The organism is Mycoplana dimorpha (genome assembly GCF_003046475.1).
GTDB lineage: Bacteria > Pseudomonadota > Alphaproteobacteria > Rhizobiales > Rhizobiaceae > Mycoplana > Mycoplana dimorpha.
In genome coordinates, this window is sequence record NZ_PZZZ01000001.1 from 197,558 (window position 1) to 217,735 (window position 20,178).

At 66.0% G+C, this 20,178-nt stretch carries 19 protein-coding genes and 1 tRNA gene; 9 read left to right on the plus strand and 11 right to left on the minus strand.

Annotated features, from left to right (window positions below):
• Positions 1–75: 75 nt before the first annotated feature.
• Both C7449_RS21685 and ppdK read left to right on the plus strand, forming a co-directional pair.
• Entirely contained in the window at positions 76–222 is a 147-nt protein-coding gene (locus tag C7449_RS21685; RefSeq protein ID WP_170115753.1) for a hypothetical protein, read from the plus strand.
• Between the two features lie 139 nt (positions 223–361).
• Positions 362–3,049 carry a pyruvate, phosphate dikinase gene (ppdK, locus tag C7449_RS00930; protein ID WP_108000909.1) on the plus strand — a complete coding sequence of 896 codons (2,688 nt, stop codon included), beginning with the start codon at positions 362–364 and terminating at the stop codon, positions 3,047–3,049.
• Positions 3,050–3,204: 155 nt separating this feature from the next.
• On the opposite strand, the gene C7449_RS00935 is transcribed toward ppdK, so the two are convergent.
• A complete protein-coding gene (locus C7449_RS00935; protein ID WP_108000910.1) occupies positions 3,205–3,597 on the minus strand; it encodes a hypothetical protein in 393 nt (130 codons plus the stop codon).
• 214 nt (positions 3,598–3,811) lie between these two features.
• Here C7449_RS00935 and C7449_RS00940 point away from each other — a divergent pair, with 214 nt between their 5' ends.
• Positions 3,812–4,714, plus strand: coding sequence for a DUF1499 domain-containing protein (locus C7449_RS00940; RefSeq protein ID WP_108001383.1), 903 nt, complete (start codon positions 3,812–3,814; stop codon positions 4,712–4,714).
• Between the two features lie 192 nt (positions 4,715–4,906).
• Complete coding sequence (locus tag C7449_RS00945; RefSeq protein WP_108000911.1) at positions 4,907–5,158, plus strand: GlsB/YeaQ/YmgE family stress response membrane protein; 252 nt, start codon at positions 4,907–4,909, stop codon at positions 5,156–5,158.
• Positions 5,159–5,367: 209 nt separating this feature from the next.
• On the opposite strand, the gene C7449_RS00950 is transcribed toward C7449_RS00945, so the two are convergent.
• A complete protein-coding gene (locus C7449_RS00950; protein ID WP_108000912.1) occupies positions 5,368–6,309 on the minus strand; it encodes an MBL fold metallo-hydrolase in 942 nt (313 codons plus the stop codon).
• Positions 6,310–6,506: 197 nt separating this feature from the next.
• On the opposite strand from C7449_RS00950, the gene C7449_RS00955 reads away from it, so the two are divergent.
• A tRNA-Gln gene (locus C7449_RS00955) sits at positions 6,507–6,581 on the plus strand.
• Between the two features lie 56 nt (positions 6,582–6,637).
• On the opposite strand, the gene C7449_RS00960 is transcribed toward C7449_RS00955, so the two are convergent.
• Positions 6,638–7,747 (minus strand): lysylphosphatidylglycerol synthase transmembrane domain-containing protein, encoded by a 1,110-nt coding sequence (locus C7449_RS00960; RefSeq protein WP_108000913.1) that lies wholly within the window; start codon positions 7,745–7,747, stop codon positions 6,638–6,640.
• A gap of 287 nt (positions 7,748–8,034) precedes the next feature.
• Between C7449_RS00960 and mgtA the strand changes: the two genes are divergently transcribed.
• Positions 8,035–10,644 carry a magnesium-translocating P-type ATPase gene (mgtA, locus tag C7449_RS00965; RefSeq protein WP_210204682.1) on the plus strand — a complete coding sequence of 870 codons (2,610 nt, stop codon included), beginning with the start codon at positions 8,035–8,037 and terminating at the stop codon, positions 10,642–10,644.
• A gap of 42 nt (positions 10,645–10,686) precedes the next feature.
• On the opposite strand, the gene C7449_RS00970 is transcribed toward mgtA, so the two are convergent.
• The 6 genes from C7449_RS00970 to C7449_RS00995 all read right to left on the minus strand — a co-directional run bounded on the left by C7449_RS00970 (position 10,687) and on the right by C7449_RS00995 (position 15,264).
• Positions 10,687–11,268 carry an NAD(P)H-dependent oxidoreductase gene (locus C7449_RS00970; RefSeq protein ID WP_108000914.1) on the minus strand — a complete coding sequence of 194 codons (582 nt, stop codon included), beginning with the start codon at positions 11,266–11,268 and terminating at the stop codon, positions 10,687–10,689.
• A gap of 410 nt (positions 11,269–11,678) precedes the next feature.
• Complete coding sequence (locus tag C7449_RS00975) at positions 11,679–12,803, minus strand: class II histone deacetylase (RefSeq protein WP_210204683.1); 1,125 nt, start codon at positions 12,801–12,803, stop codon at positions 11,679–11,681.
• Between the two features lie 262 nt (positions 12,804–13,065).
• On the minus strand, positions 13,066–13,389 hold the full coding sequence (locus tag C7449_RS00980) for a hypothetical protein (RefSeq protein WP_170115754.1): 324 nt from the start codon (positions 13,387–13,389) through the stop codon (positions 13,066–13,068).
• Between the two features lie 170 nt (positions 13,390–13,559).
• Positions 13,560–13,883 (minus strand): sunset domain-containing protein, encoded by a 324-nt coding sequence (locus C7449_RS00985; RefSeq protein WP_210204684.1) that lies wholly within the window; start codon positions 13,881–13,883, stop codon positions 13,560–13,562.
• 159 nt (positions 13,884–14,042) lie between these two features.
• Positions 14,043–14,792 (minus strand): class I SAM-dependent methyltransferase, encoded by a 750-nt coding sequence (locus tag C7449_RS00990; RefSeq protein ID WP_108000917.1) that lies wholly within the window; start codon positions 14,790–14,792, stop codon positions 14,043–14,045.
• Positions 14,793–14,922: 130 nt separating this feature from the next.
• Positions 14,923–15,264 carry a hypothetical protein gene (locus tag C7449_RS00995; RefSeq protein ID WP_108000918.1) on the minus strand — a complete coding sequence of 114 codons (342 nt, stop codon included), beginning with the start codon at positions 15,262–15,264 and terminating at the stop codon, positions 14,923–14,925.
• A gap of 230 nt (positions 15,265–15,494) precedes the next feature.
• Between C7449_RS00995 and C7449_RS01000 the strand changes: the two genes are divergently transcribed.
• Together C7449_RS01000 and C7449_RS01005 are read left to right on the plus strand one after the other, a co-directional pair.
• A complete protein-coding gene (locus C7449_RS01000) occupies positions 15,495–15,953 on the plus strand; it encodes a YbaK/EbsC family protein (protein WP_108000919.1) in 459 nt (152 codons plus the stop codon).
• Between the two features lie 85 nt (positions 15,954–16,038).
• Positions 16,039–17,220 carry a DUF3095 domain-containing protein gene (locus C7449_RS01005; protein WP_108000920.1) on the plus strand — a complete coding sequence of 394 codons (1,182 nt, stop codon included), beginning with the start codon at positions 16,039–16,041 and terminating at the stop codon, positions 17,218–17,220.
• A 77-nt stretch (positions 17,221–17,297) separates the two neighbouring features.
• On the opposite strand, the gene C7449_RS01010 is transcribed toward C7449_RS01005, so the two are convergent.
• Complete coding sequence (locus C7449_RS01010) at positions 17,298–18,128, minus strand: alpha/beta hydrolase (protein ID WP_108000921.1); 831 nt, start codon at positions 18,126–18,128, stop codon at positions 17,298–17,300.
• Positions 18,129–18,395: 267 nt separating this feature from the next.
• Here C7449_RS01010 and kynA point away from each other — a divergent pair, with 267 nt between their 5' ends.
• Entirely contained in the window at positions 18,396–19,232 is an 837-nt protein-coding gene (gene kynA, locus C7449_RS01015; protein ID WP_108000922.1) for a tryptophan 2,3-dioxygenase, read from the plus strand.
• An 85-nt stretch (positions 19,233–19,317) separates the two neighbouring features.
• Here kynA and C7449_RS01020 read toward each other — a convergent pair whose 3' ends face one another.
• Positions 19,318–20,067 carry a GntR family transcriptional regulator gene (locus tag C7449_RS01020; RefSeq protein WP_108000923.1) on the minus strand — a complete coding sequence of 250 codons (750 nt, stop codon included), beginning with the start codon at positions 20,065–20,067 and terminating at the stop codon, positions 19,318–19,320.
• Between the last annotated feature and the right edge of the window lie 111 nt (positions 20,068–20,178).

The window sequence follows — 20,178 nt, forward strand, 5'->3', positions numbered from 1 at the left end:
CGCCCTGACGGAGTGTGAACGGAACAAATGCAACCCGTTCGCGTTCATTTGCCGACAGCACGCAGGGGGACAACCATGAGCAGGAACGCACTTTACATGATCATCGGCGCACTCATCGTCGTCGTGGCTGGTTTCTCGTACTATGCCTACCAGCAAGAGAAACAACCGGATGGCGTCGAGATCAGGGTCGGGAAGGACGGGCTGTCGATTAAGGAGAAGTGAGCCAGGTCGAGATAGTTCGACATTGCGGCGCCGCGGCAAATTGGTGCATCGCAGCAATTTGTTGCACGCCGTGCGTTTTCAACCCACTCCAGATGCTGTAAATCTGTCATAAAGGACTGTGCGGGGGTGGAGAGCGGCAATGCACAAGTGGGTTTACACCTTCGGTGGGGGAAGCGCCGAGGGTAGCGCCGGTGATCGCAACCTGCTGGGAGGCAAGGGGGCCAACCTTGCCGAGATGTGCAATCTCGGCCTGCCTGTTCCGCCCGGCCTGACGATCGTCACCACCGCCTGTACCCATTATTACGAAAACGGCCGCACCATACCTGAAAGCCTCAAGGAAGAAGTCCGCGCCGGGCTGCGCCGCATGGAGGAAATCACCGGCCGCACCTTCGGGCACAATGAGCGGCCGCTTCTGCTTTCCGTCCGCTCGGGGGCGCGCGCATCGATGCCGGGCATGATGGACACCGTCCTGAACCTCGGCCTCAACGACCAGACCGTGCAGGCGCTCGGCCACGATGCCGGCGACGCGCGCTTTGCCTGGGACAGCTACCGCCGCTTCATCCAGATGTATGGCGACGTCGTCATGGGCCTCGACCACGAGGTCTTCGAGGAGATTCTCGAGGACGAAAAGGCACGGCTCGGCCACGAGCAGGACACCGAACTCTCCGCCGTCGAATGGCAGCACGTCATCGGCCGCTACAAGGAAACGATCGAGGAGGAGCTCGGCGAAACCTTCCCGCAGGACCCGGAGGTGCAGCTCTGGGGGGCGATCGGCGCGGTGTTCTCGAGCTGGATGAACGCGCGGGCGATCACCTACCGCAACCTCCACAACATCCCGGCCGACTGGGGCACCGCCGTCAACGTCCAGGCGATGGTGTTCGGCAATCTCGGCAACTCCTCGGCGACCGGCGTCGCCTTCACCCGCAATCCCTCGACGGGCGAGAATGCGCTCTATGGCGAGTTCCTCGTCAACGCGCAGGGCGAGGACGTCGTCGCCGGCATCCGCACCCCGCAGAACATCACCGAGCAGGCGCGCATCGCCTCCGGCTCGGACAAGCCCTCGCTGGAGAAGCTGATGCCCGAGGCCTTCGCCGAGTTCCGGGACATCTGCGCCCGGCTCGAAGGCCACTACCGCGACATGCAGGATCTCGAATTCACGATCGAGCGCGGCAAGCTGTGGATGCTGCAGACGCGGTCGGGAAAGCGGACTGCCAAGGCGGCGCTGAAGATCGCCGTCGACATGGCCGAGTCGGGGCTGATCAGCAAGGAGGAGGCCGTCGCCCGCATCGATCCGGCCTCGCTCGACCAGTTGCTGCACCCGACCATCGACCCGCGCGCCCGCCGCGACGTGATCGGCTCGGGCCTGCCGGCCTCGCCCGGTGCGGCCACCGGCGAGATCGTCTTCACCTCCGAGGAGGCCGTCCACGCTCAGGACGAGGGGCGCAAGGTGATCCTCGTCCGCGTCGAGACGAGCCCCGAGGACATCCACGGCATGCATGCCGCGCAGGGCATCCTGACGACGCGCGGCGGCATGACGAGCCACGCCGCGGTGGTCGCCCGCGGCATGGGCACCCCTTGCGTGTCCGGCGCCGGCACGCTGCGCGTCGACATGCGCAACGAGCTTCTGGTGGCCCAGGGCGTGACGCTGAAGAAGGGCGACGTCATCACCATCGATGGCTCTTCCGGCCAGGTGCTGAAGGGCGCGATCCCGATGCTGCAGCCGGAGCTTTCCGGCGATTTCGGCCGCATCATGGAATGGGCGGACACCACCCGCCGCATGAAGGTGCGCACCAATGCCGAAACACCCGCCGATGCGCGCGCCGCCCGCTCCTTCGGGGCCGAAGGCATCGGGCTATGCCGCACCGAGCACATGTTCTTCGAGGACGACCGCATCAACGTGATGCGCGAGATGATCCTCGCCGAAAACGAGGCCGGTCGCCGCGCCGCGCTCGCCAGGCTCCTGCCGATGCAGCGCTCCGATTTCGTCGAGCTGTTCGAGATCATGCACGGGCTGCCGGTGACGATCCGCCTGCTCGACCCGCCGCTGCACGAATTCCTGCCGAAGACCGACGAGGAGATCGCCGAGGTCGCCGCCGTGCTGGCCTTCGACGCGACGGAGCTGCGCCAGCGGGTCGATGCTCTGCACGAATTCAACCCGATGCTCGGCCATCGCGGCTGCCGGCTGGCGATCTCCTATCCCGAAATTGCCGAGATGCAGGCGCGCGCCATCTTCGAGGCGGCCTGCCAGGCGGCGAGGGAGACCGGGGCCGCGGTCGTGCCGGAGATCATGGTGCCGCTCGTCGGCCTCAAGGCGGAGCTCGACTATGTGAAGGAGCGCATCGAGGCGGTCGCGAAGGACGTGATCGCCGAGGCCGGCATGAAGATCGACTATCTCATCGGCACGATGATCGAACTGCCGCGCGCCGCCCTTCGCGCCGACGTCATCGCCGAATCGGCCGAGTTCTTCTCCTTCGGCACCAACGACCTGACGCAGACGACGTTCGGGATTTCCCGCGACGATGCCTCCTCGTTCCTGTCGACCTACATGCAGAAGGGGATCATCGAGCGTGATCCGTTCGTCCAGCTCGATTTCGAAGGGGTGGGGGAACTGATCCAGATTGCCGCGGAGCGCGGCCGGCGCACCCGCAACGACCTCAAGCTCGGCATATGCGGCGAGCACGGCGGCGATCCTGCCTCGATCCATTTCTGCGAAAAGGCCGGCCTGGACTACGTGTCCTGCTCGCCCTTCCGGGTGCCGATCGCGCGGCTGGCGGCCGCCCAGGCGGCTTTCCTCGCTCGAAAGGCGGCAGGCGGATCGGGCGGCTGACAACACCGCTCACCGCCACGGACCAGGCCCGTACCACGGACGATACCAGCCGAATTCGACGGCGGTCTCGATCTGCCTGGCGCGAGCATTGGCCCTGCGATCGAGATCGATGCGCTGCAGGCAGGTGGCGAAGGCAGTGGTGCCGCCAGGGAAGGCTACTGCATGCGCTCGAGCACGCCGACGAACGAATCAGCGAAGTTCTTCAGGCCCTCGGTTTTCTTGCCCGGATCCTCGACGCGAATGCCGCTCCCGCTGTCGTCGAGGAAGGCGAAGACGATCTTCAGCCCGTTGCCGTTCGCCTCGGGGATGCGCATCGCGGCAATGCGCTGGCAATCCTCTGCAAGGCCGGAAGCTGGAAGGTCGAAGAGGAATTCGCCGCCGAGCGCGGCCACGGCGCGCTGGATCGCATCGGAGAAACCATCCTGCTCGACGGCGAAACCATCCAGCGAAAGCTCCAGCTCGATCAGGTCCAGGGGAAGGGCGGGTTCAGGCGCCGGCGGAGGCAGGGCCAGCGGCCGCGCATGCTGAATGGTCATCGATGTCGGCATGAATCAAAGCTCCTTGTGCCCCGGTCCCGCCGCGGAAACTCGTTAACGAGCGTGTCAAATTTGCGGCGCACAAGGGAATTCGCCGCCGCTCACAATGCTCCACTGATTTATGAGCCGGATTGACGTTGCAGGCCCAAGGCTGTTGTCTGTATGCCGGAGCGACAGCATTTGCCGCTTCGCTTGAAATGCAGGAGACGAGGATCGGCCGATGGCGATGGTCATTCGATACGAGCGACCGTATTCGCATGCGGCGCATTGGGCGCGGCGACTGGCGGCCTTCGCCCTTCTGCTGTTTCTGGCCGCGGCACTGTCGCACCGCTTTGGCCCGCTGACGACCCCGCATTTTCTCGCGCTGGCCGGTAGCGCCGCCGCCGTTTCGCTGATTTCGGTCCTGCTCGCCATGGTCGGCCTCGCCCGCCTGTGGCGGGTGGGGGCGCGCGGCGGCAAGGCCGCCTTCACCGCGCTTCTGCTTGCCGCCCCGCCGCTTGCCGTGGCCGGGGTCGCGGTGCATGCCTGGTTCGACCGGCCGCGCATCTACGACGTCACCACCGATCCCTATGCCTCGCCCCCCTGGCTGAAGGTGCCGCTGGCCGGCCAGGATTTCCTGCCGCGCCCGCCGGTGACGCTCGCGGACAGGGAATTGCAGGAGGCCGCCTATCCGGGCCTGACCGGGCGCCGCTACGAGGGGGCGCTCGATCGGGTGCTGCAGGGGGTCCGCAAGGTTGCGCAGGCGCAAGGCGTCGTATTCACCCGGGAAAGCGGAATGGAGAACGTCGTCACCGACCTGGAGGACCTAGTTGTCAAGCCGGAGACGAACGGGGGCGGCGAGGGCGAGCCCGCCATTATCCCGGTTCCCTCCGAGCGGCCGATCGAGCAGGGGCTGCTGCCGCAGGTCGGCGGCCCGGACGATGTCCTGCTCCAGGGCGAATGGCGGTCGCTGCTGTTCGGTTTCCGCTTCGACCTGTCGATCCGGCTGCGCGAAGAGGAAGAGACGACGCTGGTCGACATGCGCGTCGCCTCGCGCTACGGCCCGCACGACCTCGGCCTCGGCGCCGCCTTCGCCGAGCGCTATCTGAAGGCGCTCGACGCCGAGCTCCTCGGCATCGCAGGCGACTGAACGCTTGCGAGAGGGGCGGCGGGTGTCCGGCGGAGACAGACCGGCCGGCCCTGTAGGCCCCATCGCACCTGCGATCTCCGGTTCGGGCGAGCCACCACCTGGACGACAATCCCGGAAACGAACGCAATCCCTTCCTTGACGGTTTTCTAATGCGCGCTATCTTGAGTTGATCTTCAACCGAGGGCCGTGCACATGGAAAACGCAGGCGTGGGCTGGATCGCCGCCATCATCATCGGTGGCATTGCTGGTTGGTTGGCCGAAATGTTCATGAAGTCCCAGATGGGCCTGTTGATGAACATCGTCCTGGGCATCGTGGGCGCCTTCATCGCCAATCTGATTTTGAGCCTGATCGGCGTGCATCTCGGCGGATGGGTCGGCTACCTGATCGCCGGCTTCATCGGCGCCTGCATCCTGATCGCGATTGCGCGCGCGATCAGGCGCTGATGCACCGCCCCGAAACTGTTGCAGCGTTTCGGGGCAAGGACACGCATCGCAGCCGGAAGGTGGCAATCACGCCGCATGGCCCGAGCGGGGAGACCGGTCTCAGGATACCGACGCGCGGATGGGACCTATAGATCGGAAGAGTGCGGTGGGCGCGAAACGAAGGATCGCGCGCCGCTCCCTGACGTGCGATGCGCCCGGCGGCAGCCGTCTCAAGCGGGCAGGTAGCGGCCCATCAGCGACGGCGGGCCGTCGGTGACGACTTCGCCGCGCTCGACGAGGTCTTCCAGGTGCGCCAGCACCGATAGCGCCGCCGCTCCGTGCAGCCGCGGGTCCGTGTCCTTGTAGATCGCCCGCACCATGTCGGCGACCAGCCGGTCGCCCTTGCGGATCCGCTCCTTGACGGCCCGCTCGCGCATCTTGCGGTGGGTGCGCAGGCCGCGCAGGAACGAGGCGGGCTCGCCCACCGGGCCGCCGTGGCCGGGCAGGTAGAGCCGGTCGTCGCGCCCAAGCAGCATCTCGAGCGAGGCCATGTAGTCGGCCATGGCGCCGTCGGGCGGCGCCACGATCGTCGTCGCCCAGGCCATCACATGGTCGGCGGAAAACAGGATGCCCGTCCCGTCGAGCGCGAAGGCAGCATGATTGGCGGTGTGGCCGGGGGTCAGAAGCGCCGTCAGTGACCAGCCGTCGCCCTCGACCCGATCGCCATGGGAAAGTGCGATGTCGGGAGCGAAATCGACATCGGAGCTTTCGGCGAACGGATTGACCTCGCCTTCATGGAGCGGCCGGGCGGCCCGGTGCGGTCCCTCGGCGACGATCAGCGCCCCAGTCGCCGCCTTCAGCCGGCGGGCCAGCGGCGAGTGGTCGCGATGGGTGTGGCTGACGGCGATGTGCGTCACCTCCCGTCCCTTGAGCGCCGTCATCAGCGCCTGGAAATGCGCCTCGTCGTCCGGGCCGGGATCGATCACCGCGACGGATCGGTCGCCGACGATGTAGCTGTTGGTGCCGTGGAAGGTGAAGGGACCGCGATTGTTGACGGTGAGCCGCTGGACCCCCGCCGCCACCGGCACGGCGACGCCGTGCGCCGGCTGGAAGGCGAGATCGAAGGAAAGGGGAGCGGGTTTCTTCACGTCGGTCGTCTCTTGGAACTGCATCGGCTTGCTGCCCGAACCACGGCAGAGGGCGGCGATCGGTGGTCGCGCCGGCTGGCGAAAGCACCGGTCGCCGATCCATACGCCGGCCGCGGCATCCGATGCAAAAAGAAACTGTATCCAACGGGCACTTAAGGATTGTCCGCCGGGACGAGCTTTGCTATCAGGCTCCCGCTTGCCGGGCCATTGCGCCGGCGCGTTGGGGCGTAGCCAAGCGGTAAGGCAGCGGTTTTTGGTACCGCCATCCCCTGGTTCGAATCCAGGCGCCCCAGCCAGTTACTCAAGGTCCCTAACGGCACTCAACGGTTCAGCATGATGCCGCCGCGTGGTACTAGCTCGCGGTGCTATCGGATCGCCGCTCGTTTGGCAGGCCGGGTGCCGGCTGCTTGATTTCATTCTTGATCAGCCATAACCCGGGCAGCATCGGCAGCCACAGCGTGAAGCCGCGCAGGATGAGCGTGGCGGCGAGGCTGGCTTCGATGCTGCCGCCCATGACGTGAAGCAGACCGGTACAGGTCGCCTCAAACGTGCCGAGCCCCAGGGGAACGGGCGAGAGCGTGGCCACAACCGATGCCAGTACGAAGCTGACGAAGGCGCTGGCCGGATCGATGTCGAGGCCCGTCGAGCGAGCGGCGATCCACAGTGTCAACGTGTCCAGAAGGAAGATGCAGGCTTGCAGGACTGTCGCTTCGAGAAGGAGGCTGCCGTCACGCAGCATGTCGGCCCGAGCTCCGCTGAGGAGCGCGGCGAGCCGCGCCGCCGGCCGCCAGCGCAGGGCGGGCTTCGGGATGATCCGTCCCCGACGGCGCATCAGCACGAAAGCGCCGGAGGCCAGGACGATGAGAATGATCATGAAGGCAGCGGCGAGCGGAAGCCACATAGCGCCGCCATCCCCGCTGCTCACCAGCTTGAGAAACGCCAGAAGCGTCACCACCACGTAGCTTGCATAATACGAGAACCAGTCGACAAGAAGCGCCGTGGTGACCAGGGGCACGGCCACCCCGCGCCGCACAAGCCCGCGCGCCACCATTGCAGAGCCGCTCAACCCGCCAGATGGGACAGCCTGGTTGGCGAAGAGCTGGACAACCGCGAGCCTGAACAGGCCGGCGAAGGGCAGCCCGGCTTTCGCCCGTGAAAGCACCCTGATCCATACGCCTGCCGCGCAGGCATAGGTTCCGCACTGGCATGCTGCCGCTGCTGCAAGCCACAACGGGTCGGCCGACTTCAGCGTCGTCAAGAAGACGGCGACATCGCCGAAATGAAGCATGAAGCTGATGAACACGCCGAGCACGAGCAGCCCGGAGAGCCAGCCGGTGACGACGACGATCTCGCCCGCCTTGACCTCCGAAAGCTCGGGCAACGATTCCGCGTCAGGCCCTTCCGTCGCAGCGGCGGAAAAAGCCGTCTCCTGGCGGCCCGGTCGCGAACCCGCATCGCTCATGGCTTCACCGGCCCAGGCAATGCCGCTTCTCCTCGCGGTTTGCGTTAGAGTCTCGTGCCCAGTTCCCGCTTCTGACCCATTGAAACCGATCATCTACCGCCTGTCCATCTCGGATGACCGCGGCCGGTGCGGAAACCGGCTCGACCCCCGCCACCCGGGTGCGGGCAGCGATCGGCACAGATCAATGGCAGCCGGCGCGATTGATGATAAGCTTCATGCCATCAGAAATCGCATGGGCACAAATACCGGAGGCCGGTTCCTAGAGGCCGGTTCATGGAGGCCGGTGCATGGATGCCGTAGACCGCAAGGATGGGCCAGATGTCGCCTCCTTGATGTGGGGCCGGCCATGGGACGAGGTCTATGCCGACCTTCGTGCCTCGGCCGATGGCCTCAGCATGGCCGACGCCGCGGCTCGGCTTGCGGCGCAGGGCCCGAACCTGCTTGAGGAACCGGGCCACCAGCACCTTCTCCTTGGCCTGCTGAAGCGCTTCACCAACCCCCTTGTGCTCGTCCTGCTGTTCGCAGCATCGGTTGCCGCAGTCACGCACGAGCACGCGAGCGCCCTGATCATCGGGACGATCGTCGTCCTGTCGGTGCTCATCGACTATGTTCAGGAGCATCGCGCGGAAACGGCGGCCGAGGCGCTGCGCCAGCGTGTGGCACTCAGCGTCGAGGTGCTCCGCGACGGGCATCACCAGAACCTGCCGGCGGCCGCACTGGTACCCGGTGATGTCGTGCTGCTCTCCGCCGGCAACCTCGTCCCGGCCGACTGCCGGCTTATCAAGGCCGAGGATCTCTTCGTCAACGAGGCGTTGCTGACGGGCGAACCATACCCGGTCGAGAAGGACGCCAGGAACGCGCCGGCAGCGGATGAGCAAGCCTCCACGCCGGACAACGGCGTCTTCATGGGCTGCTCCGTCGTCAGCGGCACGGCGCAGGCCTTGGTGGTGGCGACCGGGCGCGCCACGCGGATCGGCGACATCGCCGGGGCGCTGCGCAAGGAGCCGCCGCCGACGGCATTCACCTACGGCATCCGCAGTTTCGGCATGCTGATCGTCCGGCTAACGGTGCTCCTCGTGCTGTTCGTCCTGCTGGTAAATTTGCTTTTCGACCGGCCGCTGCTCGACTCCTTCCTGTTTGCCCTGGCGCTTGCGGTCGGCCTGACCCCAGAACTCCTGCCGATGGTCGTTTCGGTGACCCTTGCGCGCGGTGCCGTCCGCATGTCGCGCAAGCAGGTGATCGTGAAGCGCCTTTCCGCCATCCATGATCTCGGCAGCATGGACATCCTGTGCAGCGACAAGACCGGAACGCTCACCGAAGCCCGCATCAAGCTTGCGCGCGAGGTCGACATCGAAGGCGCCGACAGCAACGACGTGTTCCAATGGGCCTATGTGAACGCGGCGTTCGAGACCGGGCTGAAGAGCCCTCTCGACGAGGCGATCATCGAGGCGGCGCCGATCGACATCACCACGTGGCGGAAGATCGACGAGGTGCCGTTCGACTTCGAGCGGCGGCGCGTCTCGATCCTGGCCGAGCGCGATGGTCGCCGGTTCCTGATCGTCAAGGGCGCCCCCGAAGACGTGCTCGCCCATGCGTCGAGCTACCGGCTGGCGGGAAGCGAGGTCGTCCGCCCCCTTGACGACGGCGCCCGTGCCAAGGCGCTGGCCACCCTCGATCGCCTTGGCGACGAAGGATTTCGCCTGCTGGGGGTTGCCTGGCGGGAGGTCGAGCCGCAGCGGGACCATGCTGGCGCTATGGACGAGCGCGACCTGACCTTTGCCGGCTTCGCGGCCTTCCTCGATCCGCCGAAGGACAGCGCAAGCGCGGCGATCAAGGCATTGGCCGCGCTCGGCGTATCGGTGAAGATCATCACCGGCGACAACGAACGGGTGACGCGGCATGTGTGCTCGGCCTTGGGCATTGCGATCGAAGGCATCCTCAACGGCCCGGAACTCGCAAACCTGAGCGACGAGGCGCTCTTTGCCCGTCTTCCCGTCACAACCCTGTTCTGCCGTGTCACCCCGCCTCAGAAGGCGCGGATCATCCGTGCCCTGCGCCGCCGGGGGCATGTCGTCGGCTATCTCGGCGACGGCATCAATGACGCGCCGTCGCTGCAGGCGGCCGACGTCGGGTTGTCCGTCGATGGGGCGGTCGACGTTGCCAAGGACGCCGCCGCGCTCATCCTCTTGAAGCATGATCTCAACGTGCTGGTGGAGGGGGTACGCGAGGGACGGCGGACATTCGCCAACATCATGAAGTACGTGATGATGGGCACGAGCTCGAATTTCGGCAACATGTTCTCTATGGCAGGTGCGGTCGTGATCCTGCCGTTCCTGCCGATGTCGCCGGTGCAGATCCTGCTCAACAACCTGCTCTACGACACCTCGGAGATCGCGATCCCGCTCGACCGTGTCGATGACGCGATGATCGCCCGGCCGCGGCACTGGGACATGGATTTCGTCCGGAATTTCATGCTGCTGCTCGGGCCGGTCAGTTCGCTGTTCGATTTCTTCACCTTCGGTCTGCTGCTGTGGGTCTTCAAGGCGGGCGAAGCATTGTTCCAGACGAGCTGGTTCGTGGAGTCGATGATGACGCAGGTGCTGGTGATCTTCGTGATCCGGACGAGGGCGCGGCCGTGGCGTAGCCGGCCGCATCCGTTGCTGGCCGCTTGCTCGCTCGGGATCGTCGCACTGGCTGTGTTCCTGCCGTATTCACCGCTGGCCGCCTGGTTCGGCTTCGTTCCCCTTCCGCTCGACATCCTGCTTACGCTGGCGGCGGTGACGGGCCTTTACCTGGTGCTGGCGGAACAGGCGAAGCACTGGTTCTTCTCGCGGCATGGAAGGCCGCCGTGGAGCCGCTCGTCACGGCGTTCGGCACATCGCCTGACGTCGAACTGATCAGCGCTTCTGTGGCGGGATCGCCGCGCGTTTCAGCCGTACCTACTTCGCCATTTCACCATATCGCCTCACCCTGGCGATCCATTGCTTCCGTTTTGCATCGCTCACCGTCTCCACCCCGCCGAAGAGCGATTGGCGCACGGGCCGGATTCCAACAATGTTGAGTATGCCGCGTCGAAGCGTTGCGACCCCGTGGTTGAGGAACCAGAGGCGGTACAGGATCGCCGGCATCCCCATCGTCACGATGATGCGGGCGGACCGACCGTGCAGGAGCGTCTTCATAGCGGTGCCGCCGGCCGCATACTCGAATGCCACGCCCGGCCGCATCACCTGCTCGAGAAAGGCCTTGAGCAGGGCCGGCATGGTTCCCAGCCAAAGCGGAAAGATGAACACCAGGTGTTCCGACCAGCGGATGTCGTTGATGGCAATGCCAAGCTCTTCCGGGTATTGGCCGCTCTCGAACTGTTTTTGCGATTGCAGCATCGGAAAGGTGAATGCGGCGAGGTCGATCCGCCGGACCTGGTGTCCACCGCGGATCGCGCCTTCGATGTAGGCATCGGCGAGGGCGCCGCAGAGGTGCCGCTCACTTCTGTCCGGATGCCCGTCGATGACAACGATCCGCATTTCGGCCTCCCGCTTTTCCGGAATTATAGCCGGATTATGGAAAGCAGCATTGATCCTCCGCAAACTCGGCCCTGCTGGAGGCGATCCGGTCTGCGTCGCGCAAGTGGCGCGGATGAGACTCTAATATATTGGGGCCCCGCCGGGCGTGCCGCTTGCGCGTGCCGGCGTGCCGATGGCGTTATCTTCCGGTATCGGAACCGAAGCACGCGATGGGAGTTCTTGCGGCAACTGGTATCGGAGGGTTGCCGCTATGCAAGGCGATGGGTTCGTCGAGCTTTCTGTCCTGGCTTGCCTGCTGTTGACGGTGCTGCTGACGTTTTCGATGCTGACGTAACGTCGAGCGCCCTTGTGCTTAAGCCGGGCACCGGCGGCGTCTGAGCGCCGCTGGTTGTCCCGGTTGCCGCCTTCGCTCAACTGTGGAGGTCGAAAGCCTCCGCCATCCGATCGATCGTGGCGATCTGGTAGCTGGTGAACTCCTGGTTGGGCTGCTGGAAGTCGATGCGGACTTCAAACGGGTCGGGCGCAACAATGCCGGAGCCGGAAAGCGTGGCGATCACGGCGTGGCCGCAGAAGGGAACATGGGCTTCCGAATAGCCGCCCTCGTGGACGAGCAGCAGCCTGCCGCCGCAGAGCGCGTCGGCGGCCTCCATCGTCAATCGGGTCATTTCCGCAAAGGTCTTTGAAGATGCCATCATCCGCGACAGCGGATCGACGCCCGAGGCGTCGAAGCCGCAGGCGACGACGATCGCATCCGGCCGGTAGCGCTCGAGCGCCGGCAGCACGATCCGCCGGAAAGCGTGCAGATAGCCGAGGTGGCCGGTTCCCGGCAGCATCGGGATGTTGATGTTGCAGCCTACGCCCTTGCCCTGGCCGCGGTCGGCCACCCGGCCGGAGTCGCGCGGATAGCAGTTCTCCTGGTGCAGCGAGATCGTCAGCACGTCGGCGCGGTCGTAGAATATCGCCTCGGTGCCGTTGCCGTGATGGACGTCCCAATCGATCACGGCGATCCGCTCGGCGCGCTTCTCGGCGAAGGCCGCCTCGACGGCGACGGCGATGTTGGCGAGCAGGCAAAAGCCCATCGGCTTGTCGGGCAGGCAGTGGTGGCCCGGCGGACGCGACAGGGCATAGGCGTTGCGCTGGCGGCCGGACAGGACGCTGCGCAGCGCTTCGGTGGCAAGCCCCGCCGAAAGCGCGGCGATCTCATAGCCGCCCGGTCCGAACGGCGTGCGCTCTCCGAGCTCGCCGCCCTTGTCGTCCGACAGCCCCTTGAAGGCTTCAAGATAAGAGGCAGGGTGCACGCGCCGCAATTCCTCTTCGCTGGCCATCGGCGCGGAGGACACGGAAAGCTCGTCGATCAGGCCGGTGACGCTCAAGAGGTTCTTGAGCCTGCGCTTTGTTTCTGGATTCTCCGGAAGTCCGCCGGATGCGAGCGGCTGGACGAGGCCGCCGACCGGCGCCATGAAGGCATAGCTGCCGCCCGTGTGCCAGAAGCATTTCTCATCCCACCAGAATCCGGTCTTGTTTGCTGAACTCACCTGTTGTCTCCCCCGCGTTGGTTGTGCGTCGCGCCCGTTTGCATAGCATGGTCCGGACAAGCGGTCAGGCGGCCATTTTCGGCAATCTTGCAACGTGGGAAGGCTAGCGATTCCGGCCGTGCATCGCCGCCTCGGCTGGAAAACATCTGCCGGGGCGTAACGCTTGAGAGCGTTTCCACGCCGCAGCATTCCGCGATCCATGCCGAAACCGACGTTCCCCGGCGTTTGCCGGGAAACGTCTTCAATCAGGCGCCGGGGCGCATTATTCCTCGATCGTGTACTCGCCGAGTTCGCAGAGGTTCTGCGTATCGGTGGTGGTGTCGAGGTCGTCGCCCTGGAATTCGAAGCGCATGTCGTATTCGCAGACGGTGCGGCCGTCGGCGATGGTGATTTCCATCGATTCACCCGGGCCGAGCGCCTGGCGGCCGAAAATGTCGTCCTCCCAGTTTCCGACGCCGACCGGCGAAGCGTAGAAATTGTTGAGGACGGAATTCGTGCCGTTCTTCAGCGTGAAGACGAGATCTTCCGCATGGGCGGAGCCGGCAAAAAGCACGGCGGCAGTGACGATCGCAAATCTGAATTTCATGATGTTCATAATCCCTCATTCGCCCCCAATTTCTGGAGCCAAACGCGTTAGATCAGCCCGTTTCTGAATGGGAGATGAACCGGGGTGAACCGGCGCCGCTGCACACGTTTTTATTGCATGCGGCAGAGGCTGGAAAGCTGCGGAGGCAGCCGGTCGACCGCCATCGCGGTTCAGTCGCGTGCCGGCTGCCAGCCGGCGGCGCGCGCCTGCTCTTCGCTGCAGAACCATCGTTCGCCGCCGGCCGGCTGGATGCGGATGGCCGGATAGCGCTTCTGGCCCGGCAGGTAATAGGTTCGGGCGCCGTCGGCTAGGTCGATATTGCCTTTGATCTGGCAATTTGAAAGCGCGGCGCGGAAAGCGGCGACGAGGCCGGTGCCGCTGAGGCTGTCGGCAAGGACGAAGACCACCCCGACACAGACCAGGCCGGAAATGGCTGACACAAGCGGCAGGCCCCGGCGCGGCTCCTGCCTCTGCTCGGCGAATTTCGGGCGCATCATACTCCCTCCACCATGCCGACATGTTCGCCCGCAGTGTGTTGCCGCGCACTTAAGGAAGACGCTTACCGACGAATCTAAGGGAAGGCTAAAGTTTTAATGAATGGTTAAGCGGCTGCCGCTTTGTCATGTCGCGAACCGGCGTCATGGCCTGCGATGTCAGGGTGCCGGGCGCCGCCCGATCGGGATGATCTCCGCAGACAGCTCGTGCCAAGGCCCGCCCTGCCAGTCCCCCGCCCAACGCTCGGCGCAAAGGCCGGCGCTCGCGATCAGCGAGGCAATCCTCTCCTGCGGCGTGAACAGGATCTTCGACGTGGCGGAAAGCTCCTGTCGCGTCGCCTCGATCAGATAGTGCGTGGTGTAAGTGACGACCCCGGTATCCGCGTCGTGCTCCATATCGTTCCACGCCTTCACGTGCCCGTGGCGGGGATGGTCGAGCTGACGTTCCGACAGCTCCGGTACCCATTCCAGCCACTCGCGGGCCTGCGGGTTGCGCGTGTCGAAGACGAAGCGTCCACCCGGCGCCAGATGGGCGGCAATCGTCCCGAGCACGGCGCTCTGGTCCGGTTCGGTCAGGAAGACCTGGAAGGCGTGGCCGGTCATCACGACGAGATCGAAGCGCTCGCCGAGCCGCAGCGTGCGCGCGTCCGCCTCGACGAAGCGCACCCGGTCGGCGCCCCGCTTGGCGCGGGCGATGTCGAGCATGGCCGTGGCCGGATCGACGCCGACAACGCGGCGCCCCTCGCCAAGCGCGATCGCCAGTTCACCCGTCCCGCAGCCGAGGTCGAGCACCGAGGTTGCTTCCGCCGCAAGGCCGGCGCAAAAGTCGAGGTCCACGCCCCAGCCGTTCTCGAGGTCGTAGAAGTCGGCAAGCTCGGCATCGTCGAAGAGGCGGTCGAAGGCTGGCATGCGGCAAATCCTCCTGCTGGCGTCGGTGACGGGTACTCGACAGGCTTGGATGGAAGGAGAGGGCGCGATTGCTGCTCAGGCTATCCCCTTCGCAGCCCGCGAATGCGTGCGCCCACCCGCCCGGACGGGCCTACTTCGCCGCGTCGAGGAATTTCTCGCAGTGCGAGGGGCCGCCCTTCGGATCCTTGCGGTCGACGACGGTGCGGATCTTGCGGATCTCGTAGTTGCTGTTCACGCCGATCTCGACCTGGCAGACCTTGCGGTTGATGTAGCCGCCGCGCCAGGAATAGAGGGTCGTTCCGTCCGCCGCCTCCATGTCGCGCAGCGGCGGGCCGTAGGCTGCGAAGAAGCGGCCGGCGGATTGGCCGATCCAGCGCTGCTCCAGCGCGGTGGCCGGCGCGGTCGGCGTGGCTGTGATGCATCCGGTGACGGCGAGCGCGAGGCTCGCCAGAAGGGCGAAGCGGAGGAACATAGGTACCAGATCCTTGGACGTTGTCGGGCTCTCGAGAGCGCGATTTTTGCTCTATCGCAGGTGCGGGAAAAGAAAAGTGGGATCGCGCGGAAGGGGTGGTCGTCCAGGCAAGCGCGTCGCGGACTTTGGCCGAATTGCAACACTTTCATGGCGCACCCGGCCGGATTGCCGCCGGCCGGCGCGGCCTCGAGCTTGCCCGCCAGCACAATCGCCGCTAAGCATGGCCCACCATGAGCATCGAATCCGTCCGCAAGTTCTTCGAGGCCCACGCGCCAGATATCGCCATTCTCGAGACCGAGGAAAGCTCGGCCACGGTCGCGCTGGCCGCTGCCGCCCATGGCGTGGCGCCCGAGCAGATCGCCAAGACGATCTGCCTGCGCGTCGGCGACGAACCCATGCTGGTGGTCGCGAGCGGCACCGCCCGCCTCGACAATCGCAAGTTCAAGGACCGGTTCGGCGGCAAGGCGCGCATGCTGGACGCCGAGCAGGTGGTGGCGGTGACCAGCCATCCGGTCGGCGGCGTCTGCCCCTTCGGCCTGCCTTCCGAGATCCCCGTCTATTGCGACGTCTCGCTGAAACCCTTTGACGAGATTGTTCCGGCAGCCGGCGCCACCAACGCCGCCGTGCGCATCCCGACGGAGCGGATGGTGGAACTCGTCGGCGGCGTCTGGGTCGACGTCTGCCAGTAGGCTTCGGCTGCGAAGGCCTTTTCGCGCACCGTTTCGTACTGCGTTCGAAGCCGACACCTGCGCCCGGTTGTGGTAGGCTGCCACGATGGACGCTAGCGCTGACGACGACTTCTTCGGCCGCCTGGCGGGTTTCAGCCATTTCGAGGGCGTCGCCGAAGCCGACAACTACCACCCGCTGCCCGACGGCTGGGCGTTGGTGCTCGCCGACATCGTCGATTCCACCGGCGCCATCGAGGCCGGTCGCTACAAGGCCGTCAACATGGCAGGCGCCAGCGTCATTTCCGCCGTGCTGAACGCCATCGGCCGGCACGACCTTCCCTTCGTCTTCGGCGGTGACGGCGCCCTCGTCGCCGTTCCGCCCTCGCAGGTCGGCCCGGCGCGCGTCGCCCTTTCGGCCGTGCAGCGCTGGTCGATGGAGGAGCTTGGGCTCGACATGCGCGGCGCCGTCGTTCCCGTATCCGCCATCCGTGCCGCTGGGCAGGACGTTCTTGTCGCACGCTACCAGGCAAGCGAGTTCGTCGCCTATGCGATGTTTGCCGGCGGCGGCGCCGCCTGGGCCGAGCAGCGCATGAAAGCGGGCCTGGAGAGCAACCGGATCGCGCCACCGGGCACGCGGCCATATCTGGCAGGCCTGTCCTGCCGGTGGGACCCGGTTCCGGCCCGCCATGGCGAGATCGTTTCCATCATCGCCGTGCCGGCGCCGGGCGCCAGCGAAACGGCCTTCCGTGCACTGATCGCTGAGATCGTCGCCATTGCCGGCCGCGAGGAGCAGGCCGGCCATCCGCTTGACGTCAAGACGATGCAATTGGGACTCAACCGGGTCTCGCTGGACGCCGAGGCCAAGGCAGCGGTGCCAAAGGGACGGCGGCTCGGTCGCAAGGTCTATATCACCCTGCAGTACGTTCTGATGCAGGTGCTTTCGCGGTTCCGGCTCACGCTCGGCCGCTTCGACCCGGAACGCTATCGCCGCGACATCGTCGCCAACTCCGATTTCCGCAAGTTCGACGACGGGCTGAAGATGACGCTCGATATCGGCCCCGACCGACTGGCCGAGATCGAGGCGCGGCTGGAGGAGGCGAGGGTGGCGGGTATCTGCCGCTACGGGCTGTATAGGCAGGATTCGGCGCTGATGACCTGCGTGGTGCCGACGCCGCTCAGCCGCGACCATGTGCATTTCGTCGACGGCGCCGCCGGCGGCTATGCGATCGCGGCGGCGCGGTTAAAGGCGACGCTGAAAGACCAGGCGCAATCCTCCGTGCCGTCCTGAGCGCGGCGCTCGGCTCGAACCTCGGCTGCCTACCGTCGCCGCCCGCCGGCCGAACGGAAGGTTGGCTTTCCGGGCCGTCACTCGCCGAGCAGCGTCCGCGTCAGCGGATGGGCCGGATCGGTCAGCCCGTCGATGATGTCGAAATGGTGCCGGTCCGGCTCCTCCACGGCTGCCGTCGTGGCGCCGAGGCCGGTCCAGATATTGGCGAGCAGCGCATTCTGGCGGCGGAACTCGGCGCGCTCCGCTCCGCCGACCCAGCAGGTGATGCGCGCGTCCGGCATCGGCCGCAAGAGGGCCGGGCTTTCCGCCTGCGCTTCCGCCTCGTCGATCGACAGCGTCGCGTTCATGGCCGTGCGCATCAGCGGCCGCAGGTCATGCACGCCGGAGATCGAGACGACGTGGCGAATGCGGGCGCAGACGGCCGGGGACAGCGGCGAGGTCTCACAGGCCATGCGGCTGACGAGGTGGCCGCCGGCCGAATGGCCGGTCAGCAGGATCGGGCCGTCGATCTCGGCCGCAGCCGTGGTGATCGCCGCGCCGATCTCGGCGGTGATGCCGGCGATCCGGTTCTCGGGGCAGAGCGTGTAGCTCGGGACCGCAACCGCATAACCGCGGCTGACCGGGCCGGCCGCGAACTGCGACCAGGTGCTCTTGTCGAAGGCCATCCAGTAGCCGCCATGGACGAAGACGACGAGCCCCTTCGGCCTGCCCTCGGGCAAGAACAGGTCGAAGCGGTGCCGCCCGCCCTCGCCATAGGCAAGATCGAGCCGCGCTCGCCCCGTTGCCGACAGCGCAAGCCGGAACGCCTGCGCCGGCTCCAGCCAGGCCGCCGGCCAGCGATCGCCGCCGGCGATGTGCGCGCCGTTGGTATAGGCGTCGCTCCAGTCCTCGATCCGGTATCCAAACATGATTTCCCCCCAACTCCCTCACCTTTCTATACGGCGGCGATCGGGATCAGGGTAGCTGGACGACCGAAATTTTCCCGGGCAGGGTTCAGGTCGGCACAAATTTGTGATCAATGCGGAGACGAGCAGGGCGCGTTCTGACCTGCCCCATCCTGCCGATACCTTCCCCACGGGAGAAGGATGGAGGCGGCAAACGTCCTCCACCTCCTGCTCGCAGGGAGTGGGGCAGGGTGGGGGGAGCTTCCGCACGCGCCGTCAGGAGGAGCAACTATGACCGAGCCATACGATCCCGCCGGCGAAGGCGCGCAGATGTCGTTCAAGGGCCGCATGTCCTACAGCGACTATCTCGAGCTCGAAAAGGTGCTGAACGCGCAATCGCCGCTGTCCTCCGCCCATGACGAGATGCTGTTCATCATCCAGCACCAGACCTCGGAGCTGTGGATGAAGCTGGCGCTGCATGAGATGCGCGCGGCGATCGGTGCGATCCGCGCCGACCGGCTGGACCTTTCCTTCAAGATGCTTGCGCGCGTCGCCCGCATCTTCGAGCAGTTGAACAGCGCCTGGGACGTGCTGCGGACGATGACGCCGAGCGAATACACCCAGTTCCGCGACGCGCTCGGCCAGTCCTCGGGCTTCCAGTCCTGGCAGTACCGGGCCATCGAGTTCCTGGCCGGCAACCGCAACCTCGCCATGCTCGGCCCGCACCAGCACCGCCCCGACCTGATGGAGAAGCTCGAGGGGATCCTGGCCGAGCCGTCGCTCTACGACGAGGCCATCCTGCTGCTCGGCCGCAGCGGCTTCGACATCGGCGCGGACGCAGCGCGCACCGACTGGCGCGGGACGCGCGCCGAGAACGAGGCGGTGCTGGCCGCCTGGCAGGCGGTCTATCGCGATCCGCAGCGCCACTGGATGCTCTACGACCTGGCCGAGAAGCTCGTCGATTTCGAGGACTATTTCCGCCGCTGGCGCTTCAACCACGTCACCACGGTAGAGCGAGTCATCGGCATGAAGCGCGGCACCGGCGGCACGGGCGGCGCCTCCTATTTGAAGAAGATGCTGGAGGTCGTGCTGTTTCCGGAGCTGTGGAAGGTGCGCACCGTGCTTTGAGTGCGGCGTGAAGTACCGGACTCAAAGCTTCAGGCTTCCCGGCTAGGCCGTTGAATCGAATCCATTGTCTGCATCGGTCCTGCGCTCAGGCCAGGTGTTCGATCGCTTCGTCTGCCGCCTCTTCGGAATGGGCATAGACGTCCATCGTGTAGCCGATGTGCTCTTCCATCAGGGTGCGGGCGCGCTCCACGTTCCGGTCGAGGGCCGCCTCCATCAGGGCGGTGTGGTGGGAAAGCCCCATCGCCTCGCGCAGCGCCGCCATGGCCGCCTCGTGGCCGTCCGTCCGGCCGGCGGCGGCGCGCAGCGTCGGCATGAGCCCGAGGAAGCGGTGATGCCGGCGCAACTGGTCGGAGATCGTGCCGCGAAAGCGCAGCAGCCAGTTCGAGGTCGCAGCCGAAACGAGTGCCGCGTGGAAGGCCTCGTGCTTCTCGTCCCATTCGTCGACCGCCGCTTCGGACGGGTCGTCCGCAGCGGTCTTGCAGCGGGAAAGGCGGTAGTGGGCGGTCACCACCGCCTCTTCCCAGTCGCTGCCACCGCGCTCAATCGATTCCAGCAGCAGCGGCACCTCGACGACCCGGCGGGCGCGAACCAGATCCTCCAGTTCGCGCCGGGAGACCGGTGCCACCGCGAAGCCGCGATTGCTGACGGCCGTCACCAGCCGCTCCGCCTCGAGCCGCGACAGCGCCTCCCGCAACGGCGTCCAGCCGAGACCGTAGGTTTCCCTCAACGCGCCGAGCCGGAGCGAAGCGCCCGGCGGCAGCCGGGTGGAGAGGATGTCGCGCCGCAACAGCCGGTAGGCTTCCTCCGTCTTTGTGCCGCTGGCCTCGTTCCGCATGGTCTCTCCGCATTCGCCGACTAGGTCGCATTATATATATTTAATCGCCTGCGGCGGAATATATATCATCAGCAGGCGTGATGAAGATTATATATCCGCATTTGACTCGGT

Bases quoted from the DNA above. Each gene is read 5' to 3' on its own strand.
- C7449_RS01020 (WP_108000923.1), bottom strand. From the start codon at position 20,067: ATGCGGAACGAGGCCAGCGGCACAAAGACGGAGGAAGCCTACCGGCTG.
- C7449_RS00985 (WP_210204684.1), bottom strand. From the start codon at position 13,883: ATGCGCCCGAAATTCGCCGAGCAGAGGCAGGAGCCGCGCCGGGGCCTG.
- C7449_RS00970 (WP_108000914.1), bottom strand. From the start codon at position 11,268: ATGCGGATCGTTGTCATCGACGGGCATCCGGACAGAAGTGAGCGGCAC.
- C7449_RS00980 (WP_170115754.1), bottom strand. From the start codon at position 13,389: ATGAAATTCAGATTTGCGATCGTCACTGCCGCCGTGCTTTTTGCCGGC.
- C7449_RS00935 (WP_108000910.1), bottom strand. From the start codon at position 3,597: ATGCCGACATCGATGACCATTCAGCATGCGCGGCCGCTGGCCCTGCCT.
- C7449_RS00960 (WP_108000913.1), bottom strand. From the start codon at position 7,747: ATGAGCGATGCGGGTTCGCGACCGGGCCGCCAGGAGACGGCTTTTTCC.
- C7449_RS00990 (WP_108000917.1), bottom strand. From the start codon at position 14,792: ATGCCAGCCTTCGACCGCCTCTTCGACGATGCCGAGCTTGCCGACTTC.
- C7449_RS00950 (WP_108000912.1), bottom strand. From the start codon at position 6,309: ATGCAGTTCCAAGAGACGACCGACGTGAAGAAACCCGCTCCCCTTTCC.
- kynA (WP_108000922.1), top strand. From the start codon at position 18,396: ATGACCGAGCCATACGATCCCGCCGGCGAAGGCGCGCAGATGTCGTTC.
- C7449_RS01005 (WP_108000920.1), top strand. From the start codon at position 16,039: ATGGACGCTAGCGCTGACGACGACTTCTTCGGCCGCCTGGCGGGTTTC.
- C7449_RS01000 (WP_108000919.1), top strand. From the start codon at position 15,495: ATGAGCATCGAATCCGTCCGCAAGTTCTTCGAGGCCCACGCGCCAGAT.
- mgtA (WP_210204682.1), top strand. From the start codon at position 8,035: ATGGATGCCGTAGACCGCAAGGATGGGCCAGATGTCGCCTCCTTGATG.
- ppdK (WP_108000909.1), top strand. From the start codon at position 362: ATGCACAAGTGGGTTTACACCTTCGGTGGGGGAAGCGCCGAGGGTAGC.
- C7449_RS00945 (WP_108000911.1), top strand. From the start codon at position 4,907: ATGGAAAACGCAGGCGTGGGCTGGATCGCCGCCATCATCATCGGTGGC.
- C7449_RS21685 (WP_170115753.1), top strand. From the start codon at position 76: ATGAGCAGGAACGCACTTTACATGATCATCGGCGCACTCATCGTCGTC.
- C7449_RS00940 (WP_108001383.1), top strand. From the start codon at position 3,812: ATGGTCATTCGATACGAGCGACCGTATTCGCATGCGGCGCATTGGGCG.
- C7449_RS01010 (WP_108000921.1), bottom strand. From the start codon at position 18,128: ATGTTTGGATACCGGATCGAGGACTGGAGCGACGCCTATACCAACGGC.
- C7449_RS00995 (WP_108000918.1), bottom strand. From the start codon at position 15,264: ATGTTCCTCCGCTTCGCCCTTCTGGCGAGCCTCGCGCTCGCCGTCACC.